The organism is Microbacterium sp. CJ77 (genome assembly GCF_002911615.1).
Classification (GTDB): domain Bacteria; phylum Actinomycetota; class Actinomycetes; order Actinomycetales; family Microbacteriaceae; genus Microbacterium.
This window is the reverse complement of the sequence record NZ_PQBR01000006.1, coordinates 981,122-1,006,678: the sequence shown is the minus strand read 5'-3', so window position 1 is coordinate 1,006,678 and position 25,557 is coordinate 981,122. Positions and strand designations below refer to the sequence as shown.

At 67.4% G+C, this 25,557-nt stretch carries 22 protein-coding genes; 8 read left to right on the top strand and 14 right to left on the bottom strand.

Translation table 11 applies throughout. The annotated features are described in order from the left end of the window. Positions 1-15: 15 nt before the first annotated feature. From C2868_RS05435 to sufB, 3 genes are read right to left on the bottom strand one after another with little or no spacing between them, the layout of a single operon-like run. Positions 16-342: a non-heme iron oxygenase ferredoxin subunit gene (locus C2868_RS05435; protein ID WP_100811011.1), complete on the bottom strand. Its 327-nt coding sequence runs from the start codon at positions 340-342 to the stop codon at positions 16-18. Beyond that, the gene (sufD, locus tag C2868_RS05430) at positions 339-1,541 is read right to left on the bottom strand and encodes a Fe-S cluster assembly protein SufD (protein WP_100811012.1); all 1,203 of its coding nucleotides are present in this window, start codon (positions 1,539-1,541) and stop codon (positions 339-341) included. Before sufD ends, C2868_RS05435 begins: the two co-directional genes overlap by 4 nt. Before the next feature lie 34 nt (positions 1,542-1,575). Then, complete coding sequence (sufB, locus tag C2868_RS05425) at positions 1,576-2,994, bottom strand: Fe-S cluster assembly protein SufB (protein ID WP_100811013.1); 1,419 nt, start codon at positions 2,992-2,994, stop codon at positions 1,576-1,578. Positions 2,995-3,288: 294 nt separating this feature from the next. Here sufB and C2868_RS05420 point away from each other — a divergent pair, with 294 nt between their 5' ends. Then, positions 3,289-4,209 (top strand): heme A synthase, encoded by a 921-nt coding sequence (locus C2868_RS05420; RefSeq protein WP_100811014.1) that lies wholly within the window; start codon positions 3,289-3,291, stop codon positions 4,207-4,209. A 130-nt stretch (positions 4,210-4,339) separates the two neighbouring features. Continuing rightward, the gene (locus C2868_RS05415; protein ID WP_100811015.1) at positions 4,340-4,771 is read left to right on the top strand and encodes a dinucleotide-utilizing enzyme; all 432 of its coding nucleotides are present in this window, start codon (positions 4,340-4,342) and stop codon (positions 4,769-4,771) included. A 72-nt stretch (positions 4,772-4,843) separates the two neighbouring features. Here C2868_RS05415 and C2868_RS05410 read toward each other — a convergent pair whose 3' ends face one another. Next, positions 4,844-5,779, bottom strand: a complete 936-nt coding sequence (locus C2868_RS05410; RefSeq protein ID WP_100811016.1) for a heme o synthase — start codon at positions 5,777-5,779, stop codon at positions 4,844-4,846. Positions 5,780-6,019: 240 nt separating this feature from the next. On the opposite strand from C2868_RS05410, the gene tkt reads away from it, so the two are divergent. From tkt to pgl, 6 genes are read left to right on the top strand one after another with little or no spacing between them, the layout of a single operon-like run. Next, entirely contained in the window at positions 6,020-8,116 is a 2,097-nt protein-coding gene (gene tkt, locus C2868_RS05405; protein WP_103663082.1) for a transketolase, read from the top strand. Continuing rightward, positions 8,113-9,231 (top strand): transaldolase, encoded by a 1,119-nt coding sequence (tal, locus tag C2868_RS05400; protein WP_100811017.1) that lies wholly within the window; start codon positions 8,113-8,115, stop codon positions 9,229-9,231. The genes tkt and tal overlap by 4 nt, the downstream gene beginning before the upstream one ends. Next, positions 9,228-10,847: a glucose-6-phosphate isomerase gene (locus tag C2868_RS05395; RefSeq protein WP_100811018.1), complete on the top strand. Its 1,620-nt coding sequence runs from the start codon at positions 9,228-9,230 to the stop codon at positions 10,845-10,847. Before tal ends, C2868_RS05395 begins: the two co-directional genes overlap by 4 nt. 20 nt (positions 10,848-10,867) lie before the next feature. Then, the gene (zwf, locus tag C2868_RS05390) at positions 10,868-12,418 is read left to right on the top strand and encodes a glucose-6-phosphate dehydrogenase (protein WP_100811019.1); all 1,551 of its coding nucleotides are present in this window, start codon (positions 10,868-10,870) and stop codon (positions 12,416-12,418) included. Next, the gene (locus C2868_RS05385) at positions 12,415-13,365 is read left to right on the top strand and encodes a glucose-6-phosphate dehydrogenase assembly protein OpcA (RefSeq protein ID WP_100811020.1); all 951 of its coding nucleotides are present in this window, start codon (positions 12,415-12,417) and stop codon (positions 13,363-13,365) included. The genes zwf and C2868_RS05385 overlap by 4 nt, the downstream gene beginning before the upstream one ends. Beyond that, entirely contained in the window at positions 13,355-14,146 is a 792-nt protein-coding gene (gene pgl, locus C2868_RS05380; RefSeq protein WP_100811021.1) for a 6-phosphogluconolactonase, read from the top strand. The genes C2868_RS05385 and pgl overlap by 11 nt, the downstream gene beginning before the upstream one ends. A 22-nt stretch (positions 14,147-14,168) precedes the next feature. Here the strand turns inward: pgl and C2868_RS05375 are convergent, their stop codons facing one another. From C2868_RS05375 to uvrA, 10 genes are all read right to left on the bottom strand, one after another. Further along, a complete protein-coding gene (locus C2868_RS05375; protein ID WP_100811022.1) occupies positions 14,169-14,525 on the bottom strand; it encodes an RNA polymerase-binding protein RbpA in 357 nt (118 codons plus the stop codon). 1 nt (position 14,526) lies between these two features. Further along, complete coding sequence (gene secG / locus C2868_RS05370) at positions 14,527-14,754, bottom strand: preprotein translocase subunit SecG (RefSeq protein ID WP_374935760.1); 228 nt, start codon at positions 14,752-14,754, stop codon at positions 14,527-14,529. 83 nt (positions 14,755-14,837) lie between these two features. Beyond that, the gene (gene tpiA, locus C2868_RS05365) at positions 14,838-15,650 is read right to left on the bottom strand and encodes a triose-phosphate isomerase (RefSeq protein WP_100811024.1); all 813 of its coding nucleotides are present in this window, start codon (positions 15,648-15,650) and stop codon (positions 14,838-14,840) included. Further along, positions 15,638-16,855 (bottom strand): phosphoglycerate kinase, encoded by a 1,218-nt coding sequence (locus C2868_RS05360; RefSeq protein WP_100811025.1) that lies wholly within the window; start codon positions 16,853-16,855, stop codon positions 15,638-15,640. The genes tpiA and C2868_RS05360 overlap by 13 nt, the downstream gene beginning before the upstream one ends. 9 nt (positions 16,856-16,864) lie before the next feature. Beyond that, positions 16,865-17,875 (bottom strand): type I glyceraldehyde-3-phosphate dehydrogenase, encoded by a 1,011-nt coding sequence (gene gap / locus C2868_RS05355; RefSeq protein WP_100811026.1) that lies wholly within the window; start codon positions 17,873-17,875, stop codon positions 16,865-16,867. Between the two features lie 122 nt (positions 17,876-17,997). Continuing rightward, a complete protein-coding gene (locus C2868_RS05350) occupies positions 17,998-18,624 on the bottom strand; it encodes a superoxide dismutase (protein ID WP_100811027.1) in 627 nt (208 codons plus the stop codon). Between the two features lie 142 nt (positions 18,625-18,766). Further along, positions 18,767-19,744 carry a DNA-binding protein WhiA gene (whiA, locus tag C2868_RS05345; protein WP_100811028.1) on the bottom strand — a complete coding sequence of 326 codons (978 nt, stop codon included), beginning with the start codon at positions 19,742-19,744 and terminating at the stop codon, positions 18,767-18,769. 41 nt (positions 19,745-19,785) lie between these two features. Continuing rightward, on the bottom strand, positions 19,786-20,679 hold the full coding sequence (rapZ, locus tag C2868_RS05340; RefSeq protein WP_258034401.1) for an RNase adapter RapZ: 894 nt from the start codon (positions 20,677-20,679) through the stop codon (positions 19,786-19,788). An 11-nt stretch (positions 20,680-20,690) separates the two neighbouring features. Further along, on the bottom strand, positions 20,691-22,634 hold the full coding sequence (gene uvrC, locus C2868_RS05335; protein ID WP_232711192.1) for an excinuclease ABC subunit UvrC: 1,944 nt from the start codon (positions 22,632-22,634) through the stop codon (positions 20,691-20,693). Between the two features lie 2 nt (positions 22,635-22,636). Next, positions 22,637-25,522 (bottom strand): excinuclease ABC subunit UvrA, encoded by a 2,886-nt coding sequence (uvrA, locus tag C2868_RS05330; RefSeq protein ID WP_100811030.1) that lies wholly within the window; start codon positions 25,520-25,522, stop codon positions 22,637-22,639. Positions 25,523-25,557: the final 35 nt, after the last annotated feature.

The window sequence follows — 25,557 nt, the reverse complement described above, 5'->3', positions numbered from 1 at the left end:
AACGGACTCGGCCGGTCAGACGGCCACGGTGGAAGCGGGATCGATGAGAACGTCGTCACCGTCGATCTGGACGACGAAGACGGGTACCGGCTCGTATGCCGGAAGGTTGAGGGGACGGCCGGTGCGCAGCGAGAACGCCGAGCCGTGGGCCCAGCACTCGAGCGTCTCACCCTCGACGAAACCGTCCGACAGCGAGATGTCTCCGTGTGTGCAGACATCGCCGATCGCGTGGACTTCGCCATTACCGTCGAGGACGACGGCGATCGCGACGCCGTCGAGTTCGACGCGCTTGGCCGTGTCCTGTTCGAGCTCACTCAGGGCGCAGGCGCGCTGCAGTGTCACGCGACGCCCTCGGCGAGCTCCGCCTCGATCGCGGCGGTGAGCTCTTCTTCCAGGGCCGGGACACCGAGTTTCTGGACGATCTCGGCGAGGAAGCCGATGACCACGAGGCGCCGCGCCTCGTCCTCGCTGATGCCGCGGGCCTGCAGGTAGAAGAGCTGCTCGTCGTCGAAACGTCCGGTGGCGCTCGCGTGCCCGGCGCCCTGGATGTCTCCGGTCTCGATCTCGAGGTTCGGGATCGAGTCGGCGCGCGCGCCCTCGGTCAGCACCAGGTTGCGGTTGGCCTCGTAGGAATCGGTGCCCGTGGCATCCGGCCCGATCAGCACGTCGCCGATCCAGACGGAACGAGCGCCGACGCCCTGGAGCGCGCCCTTGTAGAGCACGTCAGCGCGCGTCTGCGGTCCGCGATGGTGGACGTACACCTGGCTCTCGAGATGCTGGCCGGCGTCGGCGAACGACAGACCGTAGACCTCGCCCTCGGAGCCTGCGCCCGCGAGGTCGACCGACGGGTTGACGCGCACGACGCCTCCGCCGAAGCTGACGACCGAATGCCGCAGGCTTCCGTCGCGCTCGACGCGCGCCTGGTGAGCCGCGGCGTGCACGGCATCGTCGTCCCAGCGGTGCACCGACACGACGTTCAACCGGGCGCCCTGGCGCACGATGATCTCGACGTTCTGAGCGAACGCCGCGGAGCCCTCGTGGCGCAGGATGACGGTCGCGCTGGAGTTCTCGCGCGCCTCGATCACCACGTGCGCGTGTGCACGCAGGCCCGCACCGGCGCCGATGAACTCCACGACGACGGGCTCGGCGAGCTCGTCGTTCGCGGGCACCGCGAGGTAGAGGGCCTCGGCGGTACGCGACCAGGCGATGGCGCTCGGCAGGTCTTCGGGTTCGAAGACCTCGCCGCGGGGCGACTGGCCGACCTTCAGCCCGGCGGCGGCGAGCGGACCCGTAACGGTGATGCCCACGGCGCCCTCGTCACCGGCGACGTCGTCGAAGAGCGCGGCGAGGCGCGCGACGGGCGTCTGTTTCCAGTTCACCTCGCGGCCCGTGGGCCGCGAGAAGTCGGCGGGCACGAACGAACGGGGGCGCGCGGAGCGCGTCTGGACGGGGATGGTGCGCGCAGTCGTCTGCCCCCATCCTCCGTCGGTGTGGGGCACGTTTCCGGGCACCTGGCGGGGGGTGGTCGTTGTCGTCGTCACGCTCCGACTCGTCCTTTCGTCGTCGGTCGAAGAATCATCCGACGCTTCCTTCCATGCCCATCTCGATGAGCTTGTTCAGCTCGAGGGCGTACTCCATGGGCAGTTCGCGGGCGATCGGCTCGATGAATCCGCGCACGATCATGGCCATCGCCTCGTCCTCGGCCATGCCACGGGACTGCAGGTAGAACAGCTGCTCCTCGCTGACCTTCGAGACGGTCGCCTCGTGGCCCAGCTGCACGTCGTCGACGCGGATGTCGATGGCCGGGTACGTGTCGCTGCGCGAGATCGTATCGATCAGCAGGGCATCGCACCGGACCGTGTTGGCCGAGTGATGCGCATTCGCGTCGACGCGAACCTCACCGCGGTATCCCGCGCGTCCGCCGCCACGAGCGATCGACTTCGACACGATCGAGGACTGCGTGTAGGGGGCCATGTGGATCATCTTGGCGCCGGCGTCCTGGTGCTGACCCGGACCGGCGAAAGCGACCGACAGCGTCTCGCCCTTCGCGTGCTCGCCCATCAGATAGACAGCCGGGTACTTCATCGTCACCTTGGAGCCGATGTTGCCGTCGATCCACTCCATCGTCGCCCCCTCGTGCGCGACCGCACGCTTGGTGACGAGGTTGTAGACGTTGTTCGACCAGTTCTGGATCGTCGTGTAGCGAACGCGGGCGTTCTTCTTCACGATGATCTCGACGACGGCGGAGTGCAGCGAATCGCTCTTGTAGATCGGAGCCGTGCAGCCCTCGATGTAGTGGATGTAGCTGCCCTCGTCCGCGATGATCAGGGTCCGTTCGAACTGGCCCATGTTCTCGGTGTTGATGCGGAAGTACGCCTGCAGTGGGATCTCGACGTGCACGCCCTTCGGGACGTAGACGAATGAGCCACCCGACCACACCGCGGTGTTGAGCGCCGCGAACTTGTTGTCGCCGGACGGGATGACCGTCCCGAAGTACTCCTCGAAGATCTCGGGGTGCTCACGGAGCGCGGTGTCGGTGTCCATGAAGATGACACCCTGCGCCTCGAGGTCCTCACGGATCTGGTGGTACACGACCTCGGACTCGTACTGCGCCGCGACACCCGAGACGAGGCGCTGGCGCTCGGCCTCGGGGATTCCCAGGCGCTCGTACGTGTTGCGGATGTCTTCCGGGAGGTCTTCCCAGGACTGCGCCTGCTTCTCGGTCGAGCGCACGAAGTACTTGATGTTGTCGAAGTCGATCTCACTGAGGTCGGCGCCGAACGTCGGCATGGGCTTGCGGCCGAAGAGCTCGAGCGCCTTCAGACGGCGCTGCAGCATCCATTCGGGTTCGGCCTTGAGCGCCGAGATGTCACGCACCGTCGCTTCGCTGAGGCCGCGCTTGGCGGCGGCCCCCGCAGCGTCGGGATCGTGCCAGCCGAATTCGTAGACTCCGAGCCCCGCCAGTTCGGGGCGATCGATCAGGACGTCAGACATGGTCACACTCTCCTCTTGGCCGCAACGGTTTCATCCGCCCCGGCGATCCATTCGTTCTCTGTGTGCGAGAACGGGGTCCGCCGTTTCCGGGCCAGGCTCAGGGGCACACGGTTCGCGCGCCTAAACTGTTGGCAGCGCGTCGAGTGCTTTCGCACGCGCACCGCAACCCCTCGATTCTACAGGGTCGACCCGACCGGCGGGCCGACCACCGCCCGCGCCCGACCCGACGCGGCATGCCCCCAGGAGGCGATCCGCTTGTCGCAGGAACCCGGTCGCGCGCAGAAAATCTGGCGGATGCTCCCCGACACCGTCGATCGGCGCGTCATCGTCGCCGCCTGGGCCACGTTCGTCGTGCAGGTCGCGATCGTCGGTACCGGCGGTCTGGTTCGGCTGACCGCCTCGGGGCTGGGCTGCCCCACCTGGCCGCGCTGCACGCCCGAGTCGTTCGTGAACACTCCCGAGATGGGTATCCACGGGATCATCGAGTTCGGCAACCGCCTGTTGACGTTCGTGCTCGTGGCGGTCGCGATCGTGACATTCTTGTTCGTCGTTCGGATGCGTCGCGCCCGGCCCGACCTGTTCTGGCTCGCGCTGATCATCGGTCTGTACGTGCCGATCCAGGCTGTCATCGGCGGCATCACGGTGCTGACCAACCTCAACCCCTACGTCGTGGGCCTCCACTATTTCGCGTCGGTCGTGCTGGTCGCCTTCGCGACCGTGTTCGTCGTCCGCGTGTATTCGACGCCCGGCCGACGCATACCCGTCGTGCCTCGTGGGCTCGCGATGCTCGCCCACCTGACCTCGGTGGTCGTGCTCGTCACCGTGCTGGTCGGGATCGTGGTCACCGGCGCCGGACCGCACGCCGGAGACGCGGGTGCCGCGCGCAACGGACTCGACCCGGAGCTCATGCAGCACCTGCACTCTTGGCCGGCATACGCGACCCTCGCGCTCACCCTGCTCCTGCTGGTGGGCAGCTGGCGACTTCCGCTGCGGCGCTGGGTTCTGATGTTGCTGGCCGTCGAAGCTGTACAGATCGCCGTCGGCCTGTGGCAGGCGCGAACGGGCCTTCCGGTCGCGCTCGTGAACATCCACATGGTGCTGGCGGTGCTGCTGGTGGCGGCGATGACCGCGGTCATCATGCACCTGAAGGTATCGGGCGGGGCGGGTATCGCAGCCGACGAGGCCGCGCCCGCGACATCCGTATCCGCGCGATAGAGCCGCACGCCCGTCGCAGACCCGGTCGCACGCACAGCGAACACATAGGCTTCGGATAGGTCCCGCACGACCGAGCCCGGAATAGTCTCTCCCGCGGCTCGTTACGCCGCGCCTCGAACAAGGAGAACCTATGACCGCCCGTCCCCGCCTCGTCCGCAGCATTCCCTACTGGGCCCTCATCGTCGGCTCCGTAGCAGCCGGCGGTGTCGGTCTGTGGCTCACCCTCGACAAGCTCGGCGTCATGACCTCCTCGATCCTCGATGGCAGCGCAACCGGCGTCGAGGTCTACGCGGGTCAGTCGTGGGCCGTTCTCGGATCCGTCCTGATCGGAGCCGGCCTGATCGGCCTCGCGTTCGCGCTGACGCTCGCCGTCGCCGCATCACTGGTCAAGCGTGATGAGCCTCTCGTCATCGTCGCCGACACGCTCGACGACGGTGTCGACGAGGTCGAGCCCGGCCCGAACGGAACCGTCGTGGTCGACGGTGTGACCGCCGACGAGGCTGCCGTGCAGGCCGACCCGGCCGCCGTGCCCGGCGAACAGGTCGCCCCGCCCAAGAACTGAGCGCGGGCGCGCCGCACGTCCGATCGCCGGGAAGCTGAGGATTTCAGCGGCCCGGCGATCGGCGTTCTGCGGCTAGAACGGAAGCAGCGGGTCGACCGCGATCGCGACGAACAGCAGCGTCAGGTACGTGATGGACGCGTGGAACACACGCATCGGCGCGGGCTCGGTGCCGCGTACGGCACGGTTGTAGAGCCGGTGCGATTCGTAGATGAACCACCCGCCGAACACGAGCGCGGATGCCGTGTAGACGATCCCCATGTTCGCAACGGGGATGAGCAGCAGCGAGCACGCAACCGTCGCCCAGGCGTACAGGATGACCTGGAGGCCGACCTGAGCCCCGCTGCGGGTGGCACCGAGCATCGGCACATCCACGTTGTCGTACTGGGCCTTGTACTTCATGGACAGAGGCCAGTAGTGCGGCGGCGTCCAGAGGAAGACGAGCGCGAACAGGATGAGCGCGGTCCAGCTCAGCGAACCGGTGACGGCCGACCAGCCGATCACGACCGGGAAGCACCCGGCGATCCCACCCCAGATGATGTTCTGTTCGGTGCGACGCTTGAGGATCATCGTGTAGATCACGACGTAGAAGAAGATGGCCGTCGCCGACAGGATCGCGGCCAGGGCGTTGGTCGTCGCCCAGAGCCAGAGGGTCGAGAACACCGCGAGCGACCAGGCGAAGACGAGAGCGCCGCGCGGCGAGACCTCGCCCGTCACGAGCGGCCGGTTCTCGGTGCGCTGCATGTGAGCGTCGATGTCGCGATCCAGGTACATGTTGAACGCCGCGGCGGACCCGGCGCTCAGCGAACCGCCGATCACCGTGGCGAGGACGAGCCACAGGTTGGGGAGCCCGTTCTGAGCCAGGATCATGACCGGAACGGTCGTGACGAGCAGCAGTTCGAGGACGCGGGGCTTCGTCAGAGCGACGTAGGCACGCAGCGCGCGACCGAAGGATCGCGGAGCCGCGGGGGCGTCGGATGCCCGGATGTCAGGCGTCGTCGTGATGTCCATCGCTCCCCGCTCGGCGCTCGCAAATACGCCTCGAGTCTATGGCATCGGCGCGGCGTCCCTCCCCGAGCAGCGGCACGGCAACACCGCGCCTCGCACGACCCGCCGCGCGGGGATGCCCCTTCGCTATGCTGGAACCACATGACATGCGCCCTCGCGCCCTCCCCCGTGAACACCCCCGAAAACGATTCGGCGTGTGCTCGAGAGGCGGCTGAGGCGCTCCCCAAGACGAAGGGCGGTCCGGTGTCGGAACTGCGTTGGGACGAGATCGACAAGCAGGCCGTGGACACCGTCCGCGTGCTCGCGGCAGATGCGGTCGAGAAGGTGGGCAACGGCCATCCGGGAACCGCGATGAGCCTCGCCCCCGCGGCGTATCTCCTCTACCAGCGCGTGATGCGACACGACCCGGCCGACCCGCACTGGCTCGGGCGCGACCGTTTCATCCTCTCCGTGGGGCACTCGTCGCTCACGCAGTACATCCAGCTCTACCTGGGCGGCTTCGGCCTCGAACTCGAAGACCTCGAGGCCCTGCGCACCTGGGGCTCGAAGACCCCGGGACACCCCGAGTTCGGCCACACGGATGGCGTCGAGATCACGACCGGCCCGCTTGGCCAGGGCCTGGCCTCGGCCGTCGGGTTCGCGTACGCGGCCCGGTACGAGCGCGGGCTGTTCGATCCCGAGACCGCGGCCGGAGCCTCACCCTTCGACCACTTCGTGTACGTCATCGCCGGTGATGGCGATCTGCAGGAGGGCGTCACGAGCGAGGCATCCTCGCTCGCCGGCCACCAGGAGCTCGGCAACCTCATCGCGATCTACGACTCGAACCAGATCTCGATCGAGGACGACACGAACGTCGCCTTCACCGAGGATGTCGCGAAGCGCTACGAGGCCTACGGCTGGCAGGTGCTGACGGTCGACTGGAAGAAGACCGGCCAGTACGTCGAAGACGTCGCCGAGCTGTACGCGGCGATCGAGGCGGCGAAGGGCGAGACGAGCAAGCCCTCGCTCATCATCCTCAAGACGATCATCGGCTGGCCGTCGCCCGGCAAGCAGAACAGCGGCAAGATCCACGGCTCGGCGCTCGGCGCCGACGAACTGGCCGCCACGAAGAAGGTGCTCGGATTCGACCCAGAGAAGAACTTCGTGGTCGACGACGCTGTCATCGCCCACACCCGCGGACTCCGTGACAGAGGGGCCGCAGCGCACGCCGAATGGCAGACCGCGTTCGATGCCTGGTCCGCCGCGAACCCCGACCGCAAGGCGCTGCTCGACCGTCTTCAGGCGCGCGAACTGCCCGCCGACATCGCGGACGCGCTGCCCGCTTTCGAGGCCGGCAAAGAGGTCTCGACGCGCGCCGCATCGGGTCTCGTGATCAACGCCCTCGCCGAGAAGCTTCCCGAGCTCTGGGGCGGCTCGGCCGACCTGGCCGAGTCGAACCTCACCACCATCAAGAACGCGAAGTCCTTCATCCCCGCCGAATGGTCCACTCACGAGTGGACCGGATCCCCGTACGGCCGCGTGCTGCACTTCGGCATCCGCGAGCACGCGATGGGCGCGATCATCAACGGCATCGTGCTGCACGGCCCGACGCGCCCGTTCGGCGGCACGTTCCTGATCTTCAGCGACTACATGCGCCCGCCGGTGCGTCTCGCCGCCCTGATGAACGTTCCCTCGCTGTTCGTCTGGACGCACGACTCCGTCGCGCTCGGCGAAGACGGCCCGACCCACCAACCGATCGAGCAGATCGCGACGCTGCGGGCGATCCCCAACTTCGCGCTCGTACGCCCGTCCGACGCCGACGAGACGGCCGTCGTCTGGCTCGAGTTGCTGCGCCGTCACGCCGGCCCCGCCGGTATCGCTCTGACACGTCAGAACATCCCGGTGTTCGAACGCGGTGCGGGCGAAGCATCCGGCGACACGTTCGCGTCGGCCGAACTGGCGACGCGCGGCGCTTACGTCCTGGCCGAGGCGCCCGGCGGTACGCCCGATGTGATCCTGATCGCCACGGGCTCCGAGGTTCAGCTCGCCGTGGCGGCACGACAGACGCTGGCCTCCGAGGGAGTCAACGCACGCGTGGTCTCGGCCCCGTCGCTCGAGTGGTTCGCCGAGCAGGATGCGGAGTACCGCGAGAGCGTCCTACCCGCATCCGTCACCGCGCGCGTGTCGGTCGAGGCCGGCATCGCCCTGCCCTGGCGCGGCATCGTGGGCGACCGCGGCCGCTCCGTCTCGATCGAGCACTTCGGTGCATCGGCCGACTACAAGACCCTGTTCCAGAAGTTCGGCATCACGGCCGAGGCCGTCGTGGAAGCGGCGCGCGAGACCCTCAAGGAGAACGCATGACCACCCCCACCGCAGATCTCTCGGCCGCCGGCGTCAGCATCTGGCTCGACGACCTGTCGCGTCAGCGCATCACGACCGGAAACCTGCAGGAACTGATCGACACGCGGAACGTCGTCGGCGTGACGACGAACCCGACCATCTTCCAGGGCGCCATCTCGGCCGGAATCGGTTACGAAGAGGCGATCGACGCGCAGCGCGCGGCCGGTGCCACCGCAGACGAGGCGATCCTCTCGCTGACCACGACCGACGTACGCGACGCGTGCGATATTTTCCGTCCGATCTTCGACGCCACGAACGGCGTCGACGGCCGTGTCTCGATCGAGGTATCCCCCGACCTCGCGCACGACACCGACGCGACCATCGCGCAGGCCAAGGAGCTGTCGGCGGCGGTCGACCGCCCCAACGCCCTCATCAAGATCCCGGCGACCAAGGCCGGGCTTCCGGCCATCACCGAGGTCATCGGGTCGGGGATCTCGGTCAACGTGACGCTGATCTTCAGCCTCGAGCGCTACGCCGACGTCATCGACGCGTACCTCGCCGGGCTCGAGAAGGCCCGGGCGGCCGGGATCGACCTCGCGTCGATCGAGTCGGTCGCCTCGTTCTTCGTCTCGCGCGTGGACACCGAGGTCGACAAGCGCCTCGGCGCCATCGGCACGGATAAGGCGCTCGCCCTCAAGTCGAAAGCCGGCATCGCCAACGCCCGACTCGCCTTCGAGCTGTACGAGGAGAAGTTCGCGTCCGAGCGCGCGGTGGCCCTGCTCGAAGCGGGCGCGCACGCACAGCGGCCCCTGTGGGCCTCGACGGGTGTCAAGGACCCGGCCCTGCCCGACACGCTCTATGTAACCGAGCTCGTCACCGCGGGCACCGTCAACACGATGCCGGAGAAGACGCTGCAGGCGACCTTCGACCACGGAGTCGTCACCGGCGACACGATCACGACGAACTACTCCGACGCGCATTCGGTCATCGACGCGCTGGCGACCGTGGGCGTCGACATCGACGACGTCACGCAGGTCCTCGAGGACGAGGGCGTCGAGAAGTTCATCGCATCGTGGCACGACCTGCAGGAGACCGTCGCGAAGGCCCTCGCCGGAGCCCCGGAGTCGGCCCGATGAGCTTCGAGATCCACGTCTCGGGTGCGCCGAGAGAGGCCGTCGAACGCGTCGTGCCGACCCTCGTCGCCGACCTCGTCGCCTCCGGGATCACGAGCGGTGACGCGAGCCTGTGGGGTCCGGCCGCCGAGGCCGAGGCATCCAAGCGTCTCGGTTGGGTGCAGGCCGTCACGGTCTCGCGTCCGCTGGTCGCCGAGATCGAGGCGCTCCGCGCTGATCTCCTGGCCCGCGGTGTCGACCGCTTCGTGCTTGCCGGAATGGGCGGCTCGTCGCTCGCACCCGAGGTCATCACGCAGACGTCCGGGGTGCCCCTCGTCATCCTCGACTCCACGGCCCCCGGCCAGGTGCTCGCGGCGCTCGACGGCGATTCCGAGACCGGTGGCCTCGACCGCACCGCGCTGATCGTGTCGTCCAAGTCGGGCTCCACGGTCGAGACGGACTCCGCGCGCCGCACGTTCGAGGCCGCCTTCCGCGACCTCGGCATCGACCCCGCCGAGCGCATCGTCGTCGTGACCGACCCGGGGTCGCCCCTCGATGCCTCGGCTCGCGCCGCGGGCTACCGCGTCTTCAACGCCGACCCCAACGTCGGCGGACGTTATTCGGCCCTCACCGCTTTCGGACTCGTCCCCTCGGGTCTGGCCGGTGTGGACATCGGCGAGCTGCTCGACGAGGCCGACGCGACCCTCCTCGAGGTCGCGATCGACAGCCCCGAGAACCCCGCACTGGTTCTCGCCGCCGCGATCGCCGGCACGAACCCCCGACGCGACAAGATGGGCCTGATCAGCGATGGAACCCACATCGTGGGGCTGCCCGACTGGATCGAGCAGCTCGTCGCCGAGTCGACTGGCAAGCAGGGCACGGGAATCCTGCCCGTCGTCCTCCTGCCCGTCTCGCCCGAACTCGACGAGGACCTGCCCGATCTGCAGATCGTGCGTCTCGTCGACGACGCCCAGCACTTCCACCTGTTCGAGCGGCACCCGGGCGAGGTTCTCGTCAGCGGTTCGCTCGGCGCGCAGTTCATCGTGTGGGAGTACGCGACGGCGATCGCCGGTCGCCTTCTCGGTATCGACCCGTTCGATCAGCCCGACGTCGAGTCGGCCAAGATCGCCACGCGCGCCCTGCTCGAGGCGCGTCCCGAACCCGCTCCGCCGGCGTTCGTGGTGGACGGCGTCGAGGTGCGCGTCAGCGACCCCGAGCTCGCGGCATCCGGCACGATCGCCGGGGTCCTCGACGCGCTGTGGTCGCGGCTGCCCGCGGACGGCTACGTCGCCGTGCAGGCCTACGTCGATCGCCTGTCGATCCCGCAGCTCTCCGGGCTCCGCGAACTCGTCGCCGCCGACTGCGGTCGCCCGACGACATTCGGATGGGGACCGCGCTTCCTGCATTCGACCGGGCAGTTCCACAAGGGTGGCCCCGCGGTCGGCGTCTTCCTGCAGATCACCGAGCGCACGGATGTCGACCTCGAGATCCCGGGACTCCCCTTCACCTTCGGCCAGCTGATCGAAGCGCAGGCATCGGGCGACGCGTCCGTGCTCGCCGACCACAAGCGACCGGTCGTGACGCTCACGCTCACCGACCCGTCGGTCGAAGTCATGGCGCTCTTCGAAGCCGCCCAGTAACACCAGAGAGGCACACCCGTATGCCCATCGAGATCTCGCGCGGGCACAATCCGCTGCGCGACCCGGACGATCGTCGTCTGAACCGCATCGCCGGTCCGAGCGCCCTCGTCATCTTCGGCGTGACAGGCGACCTGTCCCGCAAGAAGCTCATGCCGGCGGTCTATGACCTGGCCAATCGCGGCCTGCTTCCGCCCGGGTTCGCCCTGGTGGGGTTCGCGCGTCGCGACTGGGAAGACCAGGACTTCGCGAACGTCGTCCACGAGGCCGTCAAGCAGTATGCGCGCACGCCGTTCCGCGAAGAGACCTGGCGACAGCTCTTGCAGGGGATTCGATTCGTCTCGGGCGAGTTCGACGACGCGGATGCGTTCCGTCGCCTGCGCGAGACCGTCGAACGACTCGACATCGAACGCGGGACGATGGGCAACCATGCCTTCTACCTCTCCATCCCCCCGAAAGACTTCGCGATGGTGGCGAAGCAGCTCCGGGACTCGGGACTGGTCAACGAGAATGCGAACGGGGACGACGCGTGGCGCCGTGTCGTCATCGAGAAGCCGTTCGGGCACGACCTCGCCTCGGCGCGGACGCTCAATGACGCTCTCGAGGTTGCGTTCCCGGCGGATTCGATCTTCCGGATCGACCACTACCTCGGCAAAGAGACGGTCCAGAACATCCTGGCCCTCCGGTTCGCCAACGAGCTGTTCGAGCCCCTCTGGAACAGCAACTACGTCGACCACGTGCAGATCACGATGGCCGAAGACATCGGCGTGGGTGGCCGCGCAGGTTACTACGACGGGATCGGCGCGGCACGCGACGTCATCCAGAACCACCTCCTGCAACTGCTCGCCCTGACCGCGATGGAGGAGCCCATCTCGCTGTCGGCACACGACCTGCGCGCGGAGAAGGAGAAAGTCCTCGCTGCCGTGCAGCTGCCCGCCAATCTCGCGGAGGCGACCGCTCGCGGTCAGTACGCCGGCGGATGGCAGGGCGGCGACAAGGTCGCCGGGTTCCTGGAAGAGGACGGCATGGACTCGGCGTCGACGACCGAGACGTTCGCGGCGATCAAGCTCGAGATCGCGACCCGCCGCTGGTCAGGTGTTCCCTTCTACCTCCGCACGGGCAAGCGCCTCGGCCGTCGTGTCACCGAGATCGCCGTCGTCTTCAAGAGGGCGCCGCAGCATCTGTTCCTGCGCAGCCAGACCCTCGAACTCGGGCAGAACGCCCTCGTGATCCGGATCCAGCCCGACGAGGGCGTCACCATCCGATTCGGCTCGAAGGTTCCGGGCGCCGGCACGCAGGTGCGCGACGTCACGATGGACTTCGGCTACGGGCATGCTTTCACCGAGGCGAGCCCCGAGGCATACGAACGCCTGATCCTCGATGTCCTGCTCGGCGAGCCGCCGCTGTTCCCGCGTCACGAAGAGGTTGAACTCTCGTGGCGCATCCTCGACCCCGTCGAGGAGTTCTGGGCCGCCCAGGGTGGACCGCTGGAGCAGTACAGTCCCGGGTCGTGGGGCCCCGCTTCCGCGGAAGAACTCCTGGCCCGCGATGGACGAGTCTGGAGACGCCCATGATCATCGAGATGCCCGACACGACCGTCAGTCAAATCGCCAAGGCCCTCGTCAACGCCCGCGAAGAGGGCGGTGTGGTCGCGCTCGGCCGTGTACTCACGCTCATCATCGCAACGCGGCACGGTCTCGAAGAAGACGCCATCGAGGCTGCGAACGACGCCTCGCGCGAGCATCCGATGCGGGTCATCGTGCTGATGGCGGACACTCAGGGAGAACCTCGACTGGATGCGCAGATTCGTGTCGGCGGCGACGCCGGGGCGAGCGAGGTCATCGTGCTGCGCGCCTCGGGGGCCGCGGCGTCGAACGAAGAGAGCCTCGTCACCGGTCTGCTCCTGCCCGACGCGCCTCTGGTGGTGTGGTGGCCGGATCAGCCGCCGCGAAAGCCGTCGGATTCGCCGCTCGGGCGGATGGCTCAGCGCAGGATCACAGATGCCTCGACCGCGCCGCAGGCCGCCGATCGCCTCTCCATCCTGGGCGCGAACCATGCTCCGGGAGACACCGATCTCGCGTGGACCCGTCTCACCCACTGGCGCGAGCAGCTCGCCGCGGTTCTCGACCAACCGCCTTTCACCCCCATCACGGGTGCCGTCGTGCGAGGTGCGAGCACGTCGCCCTCGACGGCACTCCTCGCAGCGTGGTTACGTCTCAAATTGAACGTCCCCGTGACCTGGGAATACATGCCGCCCGACGAGTGGGTGGACGGTATCAAGTCGGTGGACCTGCAGCGCGAGGGCGGAGACATCCTGCTCGAACGTTCCTCCCCGACGGTCGCCTGCCTGACGCAACAGGGTCAGCCGCAGCACGACCTGGTTCTGCCGCGACGCACCCTGCGGGAATGCCTCGCCGAGGAGCTTCGTCGGCTCGATCCCGACCTGCTGTATGGTCGTGTGATCACCGAGGGCTGGGAGCTTCTGGACCCGCCCGTCAGCCGGGAGCCGCATGTCGACTGAGAACCTCACCGACCGTCGCGTCATCGTCAGCGCGGACCGCGACACGGTTTTCGCCGCGGTCGCGCGCCGCATCGTCGAGAAGCTTGCCGTGTTGAGCGTCGAACGCCCTCTCGTGCATGTCTCGATCACCGGTGGACGTGCGGGGGTCAGCGTTCTCTCCGCGATCTCGGGCCATCCGGGGGTCGAGCTCGTCGACTGGTCGCGCGTGCATTTCTGGTGGAGCGACGAACGCTACGTTCCCGAGGCATCTCCGGATCGCAATGCTCTGCAGGCCCGAGACGCTCTGCTCACGCGCCTGTCCATACCGAGCAAGAACGTGCACGAGGTCCTCGCGTCCGATCGGTCGGAATCGGCGGAGGCCGCCGCAGAGGCGTACTCCGCCGAGCTCGCAGGCTTCGCGTCGTCGGACGATCCCACGGCCGGCGCGTGGCCGAGCTTCGACATCTGCCTGCTCGGAGTCGGACCGGATGCGCACATCGCATCACTGTTCCCCGACCGTCCCGAGATCGGGGTCACCGACCGGGCGGCCGTGGCCGTGTACGACTCCCCCAAGGCTCCACCGGTGCGCGTAACGCTGACGCGCCCGGTCATCAATGCATCACAGCGCGTATGGCTGGTCCTCACGGGGTCCGAGAAGGCGGCCGCACTCGGTCTCGCCCTCGCCGGAGCCAGCTACATGAGCGTCCCGGCCGCTGGCGCAAAAGGCCGTCACCGCACACTGTTCTTCGTCGACGCGGACGCCGCGGCCGAAGTACCCGCGGAACTCATCGATCCCGACTGAGTTCGTGAGGCACCGAGCGGACTCAGCCGAGGCCGCGACGCTCGCGCAGGGCGCGCAGGGCGTCGTCGAGGAGCGCGGCGGCCTCTTCGTCCGTGCGACGCTCCTTCACGTAGGCCAGGTGCGTCTTGTACGGTTCAGCCTTCGCGAGTGACGGCGGGTTGGCCTTGTCGCGCCCGGCCGGGAGACCCGAGTGCGGGCTGTCGATCGTGTCCGGGATCTCGTCCTCGGGCACGCCTGCGGCGAAGTAGCGAACCGTCTCGTTGCCGAGCGCGTCCCAATAGGGGACGGCGACGCGCTCCGCGTGGTATCCGTGGTCCTGTTCGCCCATCGGGCCCGCACCCACCCGGGTGCCGCGGATCGCGTTTCCGCCAGTAGCCATGTCAGATCCCCTGGAACTTGGTGATGAGGCCGAGTGCGACGATCGCAACGAACCACGTCAGGGCGAGCACGATGGTGAATCGGTTGAGGTTCCGCTCGGCGAGCCCCGACGACCCGAGGGACGACGTCATGCCGCCGCCGAACATGTCGGAGAGCCCGCCACCACGTCCCTTGTGGAGCAGGATCAACAGGGTGAGCAAGAGGCTCGTGATGCCGAGGATCACCTGCATCACGAATTCGATAATCTGCACCGGTAAAGCCTTTCAGAGCACCCGTCGGGCGGGCGCAACGTCCTCAAGTATAGGCGGAGAGCCTAGACGCCCACGTGCTTCTGGTAACGGATGATGGCGGCGAAGTCGTCGACCTTCAGACTCGCGCCTCCCACGAGCGCCCCATCGACATCGGGCTCACGCATGAAGCCCGCGATGTTGCCCGCGGCAACCGAGCCGCCGTAGAGGATGCGCGTTGCCGCTGCCGCGTCGTCGCCGAGCGTTTCTGCGACAACCGCGCGCAGCTTCTCGCAGACCTGCTGGGCCTGATCGGGCGTCGCCGCCTGGCCCGAACCGATGGCCCAGACCGGCTCGTACGCCACAACAACCTCGGTGCCGGCCGCGATATCGGCCAGAGCCGCCTTCAGCTGTGCGACCGGGACGGCGCTCGCACCGTGGTTTTCGAGATCCTCGGCTGTCTCACCGACGCAGATCACGGGGACGAGACCGTGCTTGAGGGCCGCCTTGACCTTCGCCGCCACGACATCGTCACCCTCGGCGTGGTACTGACGTCGCTCCGAGTGTCCGATCAGGACATACCTGCAGCCGAGCTTCTTCAGAAACTGGCCCGAGATCTCTCCCGTGTAGGCGCCGGAGTCGTGCACCGACAGGTCCTGGGCACCGAGCGAGAACTCGATCTTGTCGGCAGAGATCAGCGTCTGCACACTCCGCAGATCGGTGAAGGGCGGGAACACGGCGACCTCGACTGAGCCCGCGTCGTGCTTGGCATCCTTCAACGCCCAGTCGAGCTTCTGCACGAGTGCGATCGCCTGCTGGTAATCGAGGTTCATCTTCCAGTTGCCGGCGATCAGCGGTGTACGCCCCTGACGCGCGGCGTTCTGCGTCACTGTTCCCATCCGAGGACCTCCAGTCCGGGGAGCTTCTTACCCTCGAGGAATTCCAGGCTGGCTCCGCCGCCCGTCGAGATATGACCGAACTGGTCGTCCGAGAATCCGAGCTGACGGACGGCGGCAGCGGAGTCTCCGCCGCCGACCACGCTCAAGCCATCGACCTCGGTGAGCGCTTTGGCAACGGTCTTCGTGCCGGCGGCGAAGGCCGGCATTTCGAACACGCCCATCGGGCCGTTCCAGAAGACGGTCTTGCTGTCACGAATGAGTTCGGCGAATCGGGCCGCGGACTCCGGGCCGATGTCCAGACCCAGGCCGGAGGCGCCGAACGGGGTGTCCTCCATCGCGTCGGCCGCCGTCACGACATGCTCGGCATCCGCGCCGAACTTCGACGCGACGACGATGTCCGTGGGCAGCACGAGCTCGACGCCCGTATCCCTGGCCCGCTGCACGTACTCGCGCACGATGTCGAGCTGATCGGTCTCGAGCAGGCTCGACGCAACCTTCAAACCCTCCGCCGCGAGGAAGGTGAAGACCATGCCTCCACCCACCAGGATGCGGTCGACGCGCGGGAGCAGGTGCGATATCACGCCCAGCTTGTCACTGACCTTCGACCCACCGAGCACCACCGTGTAGGGACGCTCAGGGTTCTCCGTCAGCCGGTCGAGCACATCGAGCTCGGCCTGGATCAGCAGGCCCGCAGCGGACGGCACCAGCTCGGCGAGCTCGTACACGCTCGCCTGCTTGCGGTGCACGACACCGAAACCGTCCGAGACGAGCGCGTCACCGAGCGCCGCCAGGCGTTCCGCGAATGCGCGGCGCTCCGTGGCATCCTTCGACGTCTCGCCCGGCTCGAAGCGCAGATTCTCGAGAACCGCGACATCGCCGTCCTCGAGGGCCGCCACGGCCTCCCGGGCGGACTCACCCACCGTGTCACGTGCGAACGCGACAGGCTTGGCGAGCAGTTCCGACAGTCGCTGCGCTACCGGCTCGAGGCTGTACTTCGGGTCGGGAGCACCATCGGGACGACCGAGGTGGGAGCAGACCACGACGCGGGCACCGCGCTGGATCAGGGCGTTCAGGGTCGGCAGCGACGCACGCACGCGGCCATCGTCCGTGATCTGACCGTCCCGGAGGGGGACGTTCAGATCACAGCGGACGATGACACGCGTGCCGACGAGCGACCCCAGCGAATCGAGAGTGCGCAGGGGCATCAGCGGAACCTACAGACGTTCGCCGACGTACTCGGTGAGGTCGACGAGGCGGTTCGAGTAGCCCCACTCGTTGTCGTACCAGCTGGAAACCTTCACGAGGTTGCCGCTGACGTTGGTGAGCTCGGCGTCGAAGATCGACGAGTGCGGGTTGCCCTGGATGTCGCTCGACACGATCGGGTCCTCGGTGTACTCGAGAATCCCCTTCAGGCGCCCCTCGGCCGCAGCCGTCTTGTAGACGGCGTTGATCTGGTCGACGGTGAGGCCCTCGGTGGGCGTGACGATCGTCAGGTCGACGATCGAGCCGGTGGGAACCGGAACGCGGTACGACGAGCCGCTGAGCTTGCCCTGCAGCTCCGGCAGCACGAGGCCGATGGCCTTGGCGGCACCGGTCGAGGCGGGGACGATGTTGATCGCGGCACCGCGTGCACGGCGCAGATCGCTGTGAGGGCCATCCTGCAGGTTCTGGTCGGCCGTGTAGGCGTGAGCGGTCATCATGAAGCCGCGCTCGATGCCGAACGCATCGTTGAAGACCTTCGCGAGGGGCGCGAGGCAGTTGGTCGTGCACGACGCGTTCGAGATGATGACGTCGGTCTCGGGGTTGTAGGTCTCTTCGTTGACGCCCATGACGATGGTCGCGTCGTCGCCCGTGGCGGGCGCCGAGATCAGGACCTTCTTCGCGCCACCGGCGATGTGCTTCTTGGCGTCCTCGGCCTTCGTGAAGCGACCGGTCGACTCGATCACGATGTCCACGCCGAGCTCGCCCCAGGGCAGGTTCGCCGGGTCACGCTCTTCGAAGACGCGGATCTTCTTGCCACCGACCGTGATGGAGTCGGCGTCGTAAGACACGTCCTCCGCGAGCGGGCCGCCGACCGAGTCGTACTTCAGCAGGTGCGCGAGGCTCTTGTTGTCGGTGAGGTCGTTCACCGCCACGATTTCCAGGTCAGCGCCCTGCGCGAGCGCCGCGCGAAGGTAGTTGCGTCCGATACGGCCGAAGCCGTTGATGCCGATCTTGACAGACACGGTGTCTCCCGATTCTCGTGGCGCGGGGCGGCGCCTTTAGGTGCGCGGATACGCGCTTTTCGGATGAAGGAGGACGCCGGATCCCTCGACTCAGCAAGGGCTCAGCGGCGTCCTCGCCTCCGTCACGACATTACCAGCAGACCCGCAGTCTTCTCGCGGGCGGTCTCGAAGCGGGTCTGAACGTCAGCCCAATTCGCGATGTTCCAGAACGCCTTCACATAGTCGGCGCGGACGTTCTTGTAATCCAGGTAATAGGCGTGCTCCCAGACGTCCAGCAGCAGGAGCGGGACGGTGCCCGCGGCGAACTGCGACTGCTGGTCGAAGAACTGCTGGATGATCAGGTTCTGGCCGATCGAATCCCAGAACAGGCCGGCCCAGCCGGAACCCTGCACACCGAGGGCGGCGGCGGTGAAGTGGGCGGCGAACTTGTCGAACGAACCGAAGTGGTCGTCCATCGCGGCCGCGAGCTCGCCGGTGGGCTTGTCTCCGCCGTTCGGCGAGAGGTTGGTCCAGAAGATCGAGTGGTTCGTGTGTCCACCGAGGTTGAAGGCGAGATCCTTCTCGAGCTTGTTCACGAAGGCGAAGTCACCCTTGTCACGCGCCTCCGCCAACTGCTCCAGCGCCGTATTGGCACCGGTCACGTAGGCCTGGTGGTGCTTGTCGTGGTGCAGCTGCATGATCGAGGCACTGATGTGCGGCTCGAGAGCGGCGTAGTCGTAGGGAAGTTCGGGCAGCGTGTAAGTCGCCATAGTCGTATTTCCTCCTGTCGGTGCCACGCTTCGCGCGGCGCGGATGACGTTCTCATCCTATCGATGGGCAACACCGAGACCAGGGCCTTGCTTCCCGATCCGGGCATCTGTACGGGCGCCCGCCGCACCGATGGCGCTTCGATCAGGCGTCGACGTCAGCCGGGATACCCGCCTCTGTGCCGGGGATGCCCTCGTCCTCGGCACGCTTGTCGGCCATCGCGAGCAGACGTCGGATGCGTCCCGCGACGGCATCCTTCGTCAGCGGCGGATCGGCGTGGTGGCCGAGCTCATCGAGGCTCGCCTCGCGGTGGGCCAGGCGCAGCTCTCCCGCCTCGCGCAGATGGTCGGGGATTCCGGGCCCCAAGATCTCGAGGGCCCGCTCGACACGCGCACACGCGGCAACGGCGGCCTGGGCTGAACGGCGCAGATTGGCGTCATCGAAATTGACCAGACGGTTCACACCGGCGCGCACCTCACGGCGCTGGCGGAGCTGCTCCCACTCGGCAGCGGCACGCTGGGCTCCCATCGCCTGCAGGATGGCGCGGATCGCCTCGCCGTCGCGCACCACGACGCGGTGCACTCCGCGAACCTCACGGGCCTTCGCGGCCACGCCCAAACGATGCGCCGCCCCGACGAGCGCCATGGCGGCCTCGGACGAGGGGCAGGTCACCTCGAGCGCGGCCGAGCGACCGGGATCCGTCAGCGTACCCGCGGCCAGAAACGCCCCGCGCCAGATGGCCGCGAGGTCGTCGCGGGACCCGGTCGTCAGCTTGTTCGGCAGCCCGCGAACGGGACGACGACGCTGATCGAGAAGGCCCGTCTGGCGCGCCAGCGTCTCACCGCCGTCGATGACCCGGACGACGAAGTGACCCTCTTGGCGCGACGACGATGCCTGCACATGCCCGAGCTCGGGACGGACGCCGTAGAGCTCGACCAGGTCACGAGCCGTGCGGCGCGCGAGAACCTCGGAGTCGAGTTCCGCCTCGATGGCGATCCTGTTCGCGATCGAGTGCAGACCGCCGGAGAAACGCAGCAGCGACGTCACCTCGGCAACGCGCGCCGTCGCACGTGGGTCGCGGATGGCTACCAGTTCGGCCTTGACATCGGCGGTGAGTGGCAACCTGCGCTCCTCGGATCGGGTCGGACGTGAACCCGCCTAGCCTACTCGCGACCGAGATCGCGATGCTTCACGCGCACGGCGACTCCGGGCACGGTAGACAGCCGAGCGGCCAGCTGCTCCGCCATCGCGACGGAACGGTGCTTGCCGCCGGTGCACCCGACGGCGACCGTGGAGTGGCGCTTGTTCTCGCGTTGATACCCGGCCAGAACGGGCGCCAGAGACTGGGCGTACGCATCCAAGAACTCCATCGCACCCTCTTGCGCGAGCACGAAGTCGCGGACGCGCCCATCCTGTCCGGTGAGGTGGCGGAGCTCCTCGTTCCAGAACGGGTTCGGCAGAAACCGCATGTCGGCGACCAGGTCGGCGTCGGGCGGCACGCCGTATTTGAACCCGAAACTCTGCACCGTGATGGTGTGGCGGGCCGAACTCTCCTCGAGGAACAGCTCGGATACGGTCGTCGCGAGCTGATGGATGTTGTACGCGCTGGTGTCGATGATCAGATCGGCACTCTCGCGGATGGGCGCCAGGCGTCGACGTTCGCGCTGGATTCCATCGAGGATGGTTCCTTCCCCCTGCAGGGGGTGCGGGCGCCGGACCGCTTCGAAACGACGGACGAGCACCTCGTCCGAGGCGTCGAGGAACATGAGACGCACCTGACGACCCTTACGCAGAGCGTCCATCACATCGGGAAGGTCCTCGAACAGACCCCTGCCCCGCACATCCACGACGGCCGCCACCCGGGGCAGAGCGCCGGCGGCGAGACCGGTGATGTCGAGCAAGGGCCGCAGCATCTGCGGCGGCAGGTTGTCGACGACGTACCAGTCGAGGTCTTCGAGCGCGTTGCCGACCGTGGATCTTCCGGCGCCGGACATACCGGTCACCACGAGGACCTCCCCCGCTCCGCCGCCCGTGTCCGTCATCGCTCCAGTCCCCATCAGCCCGGCTCCTAGCCTACTGACTCGGCGAGGGGCGGAAGGTTCGCGCCCTCCGCGGCCGCCGCCACCTCGGCTGCGTCTCGCAGGCGCGTCTGGATCGTCGCCGCGAGCTTGGGACCGATGCCCTTCACCTCGGTGATCTCCTCCGCGCTGGCACGCCTCAGTGCGGCGACCGATCCGAAGTGCCGCAGCAACACGCGGATCCTCTCGGCACCGAGGCCGGGGATCTCGGCGAGGACGCTCTGGATGTCCTTCCGGCGACGGGAACGCTGGTGCGTGATCGCGAACCGGTGCGCCTCGTCGCGCAGGCGCTGCAGCAGATAGAGCGCCTCACTCGTGCGCGGCAGGATGACGGGGTACTCGTCGCCGGGCAGCCAGACCTCTTCCAACCGCTTCGCGATTCCGCACAGCGCGATCTCTTCGTGGCCGGTGTCCGCGAGAGCCCGCGCGGCCGCCTCGACCTGAGGTCGCCCCCCGTCGACCACGAGAAGCTGCGGAGGGTAGGCGAAACGTGGTCGCTTGCGCACCGTACCCTCGACCTCGGGTTCCTCCGGGCGGTCGAGATAGGCGAGTCGGCGCGTGAGGACCTGATGGATGGAGTCCGTGTCATCGGTCGTCTCGGCGATCGAGAACGAGCGGTACTGGTCTTTGCGGGGTAATCCATCCTCGAAGACCACCATCGATGCCACGACGTTCGAGCCGCTCAGGTGCGACACATCGAAGCACTCGATCCGCAGGGGCGCTTCGGCCAGCCCGAGCGCTTCTTGCAGGTCCGTGAGGGCTTGGCTGCGGGCGATGTAGTCGCTGGTGCGTCGCGTCTTGTGCAACATGAGCGCCTGCTGGGCGTTGAGATTGGCCGTGCGCTGCAGATCGGCCTTGCGCCCCCGCTGCGCCGTTTGCACGGTCACCGGACGACCGCGCCTCTCGCGAAGCCACTCCTCGAGTTCCGTCGCATCCGGGGGCAGAACCGGAATGAAGACGCGACGCGGGATGTCCGCTGCCGCGGCGTCGCCGTACGCGCGTTGCAGGACCTGATCGACCAGGTCCCCGCCCTCGATGTCGAGTTCCTTCTCGATCGTCGATGCCCGCACACCGCGGATACGGCCGCCCCGGATGACGAAGTGCTGGACGGTCGCGGCGAGTTCGTCCTCGGCGATACCGAACAGGTCCGCATCGACGTCTTCGCCGAGGACGAGCGCGCTGCGTGACAGCACGGCGTCGACGGCGGCGAGCTTGTCTCGATACGTGGCCGCGCTCTCGTAATCCATGGCCGCCGAAGCCTCGCGCATGCGAGCCGACAACTGGGTGCGGAACCGCTGGTCGCCCCCCGACATGAACGCGACGAAGTCGTCCACGATCGCGCGATGCTCTTCGATCGTCACCTTCATCGAACACGGCCCACCGCACTTGCCGATCTGCCCCGGGAAACAGGGTCGGCCGGTCTGCATCGCTTTCCGATAGCTGGAGTCGCTGCACGTCCGGATGGGGAAGACCTTGATCATCAGGTCGATCGTGTCGTGCACTGCCCAGATCTTCGGATAGGGGCCGAAGTACTTCGCTCCCTTGATCCGGCGGTTGCGGGTGACGACGACGCGGGGAGCCTCGTCACCGAGCGTGATCGCCATGAACGGGTAGGACTTGTCGTCGCGGTAGCGCACGTTGAAGGGCGGATCGAATTCCTTGATCCACATGTACTCCAGCTGGAGTGCCTCGACATCGCTGCCCACGACCGTCCACTCCACGGAGGACGCGGTCGTCACCATGCGGCGCGTGCGCTCGTGGAGCGTGTGCAGCGGGGCGAAGTAGTTGCTCAGACGGGAGCGCAGGCTCTTCGCCTTGCCCACGTAGAGAACGCGCCCGGAAGAATCGCGGAATCGGTATACACCGGGGTTGGTCGGGATCTCACCGGCACGGGGACGATACGGCAGCTGGGGCCGGGATGACGCAGCGGCCACGGCTACCCCGCCTTGCGCTGCTCGCGCTGACCCAGCACCTCCGCCAGGAAGGCACCGGTGAAGCTGTTCTCGTTGCGTGCCACCTGCTCGGGCGTTCCCGTCGCGACGATCTGGCCACCGCCCGAGCCACCCTCGGGGCCGAGGTCGATGACCCAGTCGGCCGACTTGATGACATCCAGGTTGTGCTCGATCACGATGACGGTGTTGCCCTTGTCGACGAGCCCACCGAGCACCTCGAGCAGGCGACGGACATCCTCGAAGTGCAGTCCCGTGGTGGGTTCATCGAGCACGTAGATGCTGCGTCCGTTGCTGCGGCGCTGGAGTTCGGTGGCGAGCTTGACGCGCTGCGCCTCTCCCCCGCTGAGCGTCGTTGCCGACTGGCCGAGCCGGACATATCCGAGTCCCACGTCCACCAACGTCTTCAGGTAGCGGTGGATCGCCTGGATCGGCTCGAAGAACTCGGCCGCCTCCTCGATCGACATCTCGAGGACCTCGGCGATGTTCTTGCCCTTGTAGTGCACCGCTAGCGTGTCGCGGTTGTAGCGCTTGCCGTGACACACCTCGCAGTCGACGTAGACGTCGGGCAGGAAGTTCATCTCGATCTTGATCGTTCCGTCGCCCGAGCACGCGTCGCAGCGCCCGCCCTTGACGTTGAAGCTGAAGCGTCCCGGCTGGTAGCCGCGTACCTTCGCCTCGGGCGTCTCGCTGAAGAGCGTGCGGACGCGGTCGAACACTCCGGTGTAGGTGGCCGGATTGGAACGCGGTGTGCGGCCGATCGGGTTCTGGTCGACGTGCACGACCTTGTCGAGATCGTCCAGGCCGGTGACGCGCGTGTGCTTGCCGGGAACGGTGCGGGCGCCGTTCAGGCGCGACGCCAACACCTGGTAGAGGATGTCGTTGACGAGCGAGGACTTGCCCGAGCCGCTCACCCCGGTGACGGCCGTGAGCACCCCGAGCGGGAAGTCCGCGCTGACGTTTCGCAGATTGTTCTCACGGGCGCCGACGACCGTGATCTTGCGATTCTTGTCGAACTTGCGACGCTTGGTCGGTGTCGGGATCTCACGGCGGCCGGCCAGATAGTCGCCCGTCAGCGAATTCTCGTCCGAGAGCAGAGCCTCGTAGGGCCCGGAGTGGACCACGGTTCCTCCGTGCACACCCGCGAGCGGTCCGATGTCGACGACCCAATCGGCGGCCTGGATCGTCTCTTCGTCGTGCTCGACGACGATCAGGGTGTTGCCGAGGTCGCGCAGCGTCTCGAGGGTGCGGACGAGGCGCCGGTTGTCGCGCTGATGCAATCCGATCGAGGGCTCGTCCAGGACGTAGAGCACGCCGGTCAGCCCCGAACCGATCTGCGTCGCGAGGCGGATGCGCTGTGCCTCGCCACCGGAGAGGGAGCCTGCCGAACGGCCGAGGTTGAGATAGGTGAGTCCGACCTGCAGCAAGAAGTCCAGGCGCACCCGGATCTCACGCAAGACCTGCGCCGCGATCTTCGCCTCGCGTTCCGTGAGCTGCAGGGTCTGCATGAACTCGCGTGCGTCCGACAGGCTGAGCCCGGTTACCTCGGCGATCGAGTGACCGTGCACCTTGACGGCGAGCACCTCGGGCTTCAGGCGTGTGCCCTCACAGACCGGACATGGAACCTCGCGCAGGAACTCGCCCCACCGACCGCGCTGGGTGTCGGACTCGGCCTGCAGCCACTGACGTTCGATGTAGGGCACGACGCCCTCGAACCCCGAGGCGTAGCGCATCTCGCGCCCGTACCGGTTCTTCCATTTGACGGTGACCTTGTAGTCCTCGCCACGCAGAACCGCCTCGCGGACCGACTCGGGCAACTTCCGCCACGGGGTGTCGAGCGAGAAATCGAGGTCGCGAGCGAGCCCCTCGAGCAGCCGCTCGTAGTACTGGAAGAGCCCCTTGCCCTGCGTCGTCCAGGGCACGATGACGCCCTCGCGGATCGACGCGGATTCGTCGCCGAGCAGGAGCTCGACGTCCACGGCCATGCGGGTGCCGAGCCCCGAGCACTCCGGGCACGCACCGAACGGTGCGTTGAACGAAAAGGTGCGCGGCTCGATCTCGGTGAGCTGCAGGGGGTGTCCGTTGGGGCAGGAAAGCTTCTCGGAGAAGCTCTGCCATGCGGCATCACCCTCTTCGTCGACGAAGTTGACCTGCATCACGCCGCCGGCGAGGCCCAGCGCCGTCTCGACCGAGTCGGTGACGCGACCGAGGATGTCGGGACCCGCCACCAGTCGGTCGACCACGACGGCGATGTCGTGCTTGTAACTCTTCTTGAGAGTCGGCGGTTCGGCGAGCTGGATCAGCTCACCATCGACGATCGCGCGCGAGTAGCCCTTGGCTCCGAGTTCGCGGAACAGGTCGACGAACTCACCCTTCTTCTGACTCACGATGGGCGCGACGATCTGATAGCGCGTGCCCTCGGGGAGTTCGACGAGCTGATCGGCGACCTGCTGGACCGTCTGGCGCTGGATGACCTCACCGCAGACGGGGCAGTGCGGGACACCGATGCGTGCCCACAGCAGACGCATGTAGTCGTAGATCTCGGTGATGGTGCCCACGGTCGATCGCGGGTTGCGGTTGGTCGACTTCTGATCGATGCTGACGGCCGGGCTCAGCCCCTCGATGAAGTCGACATCCGGGCGGTCGACCTGCCCCAGGAACTGCCGCGCATAGGCGCTCAACGACTCGACGTAGCGGCGCTGCCCTTCGGCGAAGATCGTGTCGAACGCCAGGCTCGACTTTCCCGATCCGCTCAGGCCCGTGAACACCACCAGCGCATCGCGTGGAATCTCGAGGTCGACGTTCTTGAGGTTGTGAACCCGAGCGCCTCTGACGCTCAGTTTCGAGGGCGCGGCAACGGGGACGATAGGCACCCGTCAAGTGTAGGAGCGGCCACCGACACCGGCTT

Bases quoted from the DNA above. Each gene is read 5' to 3' on its own strand.
- sufB (WP_100811013.1), bottom strand. From the start codon at position 2,994: ATGTCTGACGTCCTGATCGATCGCCCCGAACTGGCGGGGCTCGGAGTC.
- C2868_RS05420 (WP_100811014.1), top strand. From the start codon at position 3,289: ATGCTCCCCGACACCGTCGATCGGCGCGTCATCGTCGCCGCCTGGGCC.
- C2868_RS05415 (WP_100811015.1), top strand. From the start codon at position 4,340: ATGACCGCCCGTCCCCGCCTCGTCCGCAGCATTCCCTACTGGGCCCTC.
- C2868_RS05410 (WP_100811016.1), bottom strand. From the start codon at position 5,779: ATGGACATCACGACGACGCCTGACATCCGGGCATCCGACGCCCCCGCG.
- tal (WP_100811017.1), top strand. From the start codon at position 8,113: ATGACCACCCCCACCGCAGATCTCTCGGCCGCCGGCGTCAGCATCTGG.
- C2868_RS05395 (WP_100811018.1), top strand. From the start codon at position 9,228: ATGAGCTTCGAGATCCACGTCTCGGGTGCGCCGAGAGAGGCCGTCGAA.
- zwf (WP_100811019.1), top strand. From the start codon at position 10,868: ATGCCCATCGAGATCTCGCGCGGGCACAATCCGCTGCGCGACCCGGAC.
- C2868_RS05385 (WP_100811020.1), top strand. From the start codon at position 12,415: ATGATCATCGAGATGCCCGACACGACCGTCAGTCAAATCGCCAAGGCC.
- pgl (WP_100811021.1), top strand. From the start codon at position 13,355: ATGTCGACTGAGAACCTCACCGACCGTCGCGTCATCGTCAGCGCGGAC.
- C2868_RS05375 (WP_100811022.1), bottom strand. From the start codon at position 14,525: ATGGCTACTGGCGGAAACGCGATCCGCGGCACCCGGGTGGGTGCGGGC.
- secG (WP_374935760.1), bottom strand. From the start codon at position 14,754: ATGCAGGTGATCCTCGGCATCACGAGCCTCTTGCTCACCCTGTTGATC.
- tpiA (WP_100811024.1), bottom strand. From the start codon at position 15,650: ATGGGAACAGTGACGCAGAACGCCGCGCGTCAGGGGCGTACACCGCTG.
- C2868_RS05360 (WP_100811025.1), bottom strand. From the start codon at position 16,855: ATGCCCCTGCGCACTCTCGATTCGCTGGGGTCGCTCGTCGGCACGCGT.
- C2868_RS05350 (WP_100811027.1), bottom strand. From the start codon at position 18,624: ATGGCGACTTACACGCTGCCCGAACTTCCCTACGACTACGCCGCTCTC.
- rapZ (WP_258034401.1), bottom strand. From the start codon at position 20,679: ATGGGGACTGGAGCGATGACGGACACGGGCGGCGGAGCGGGGGAGGTC.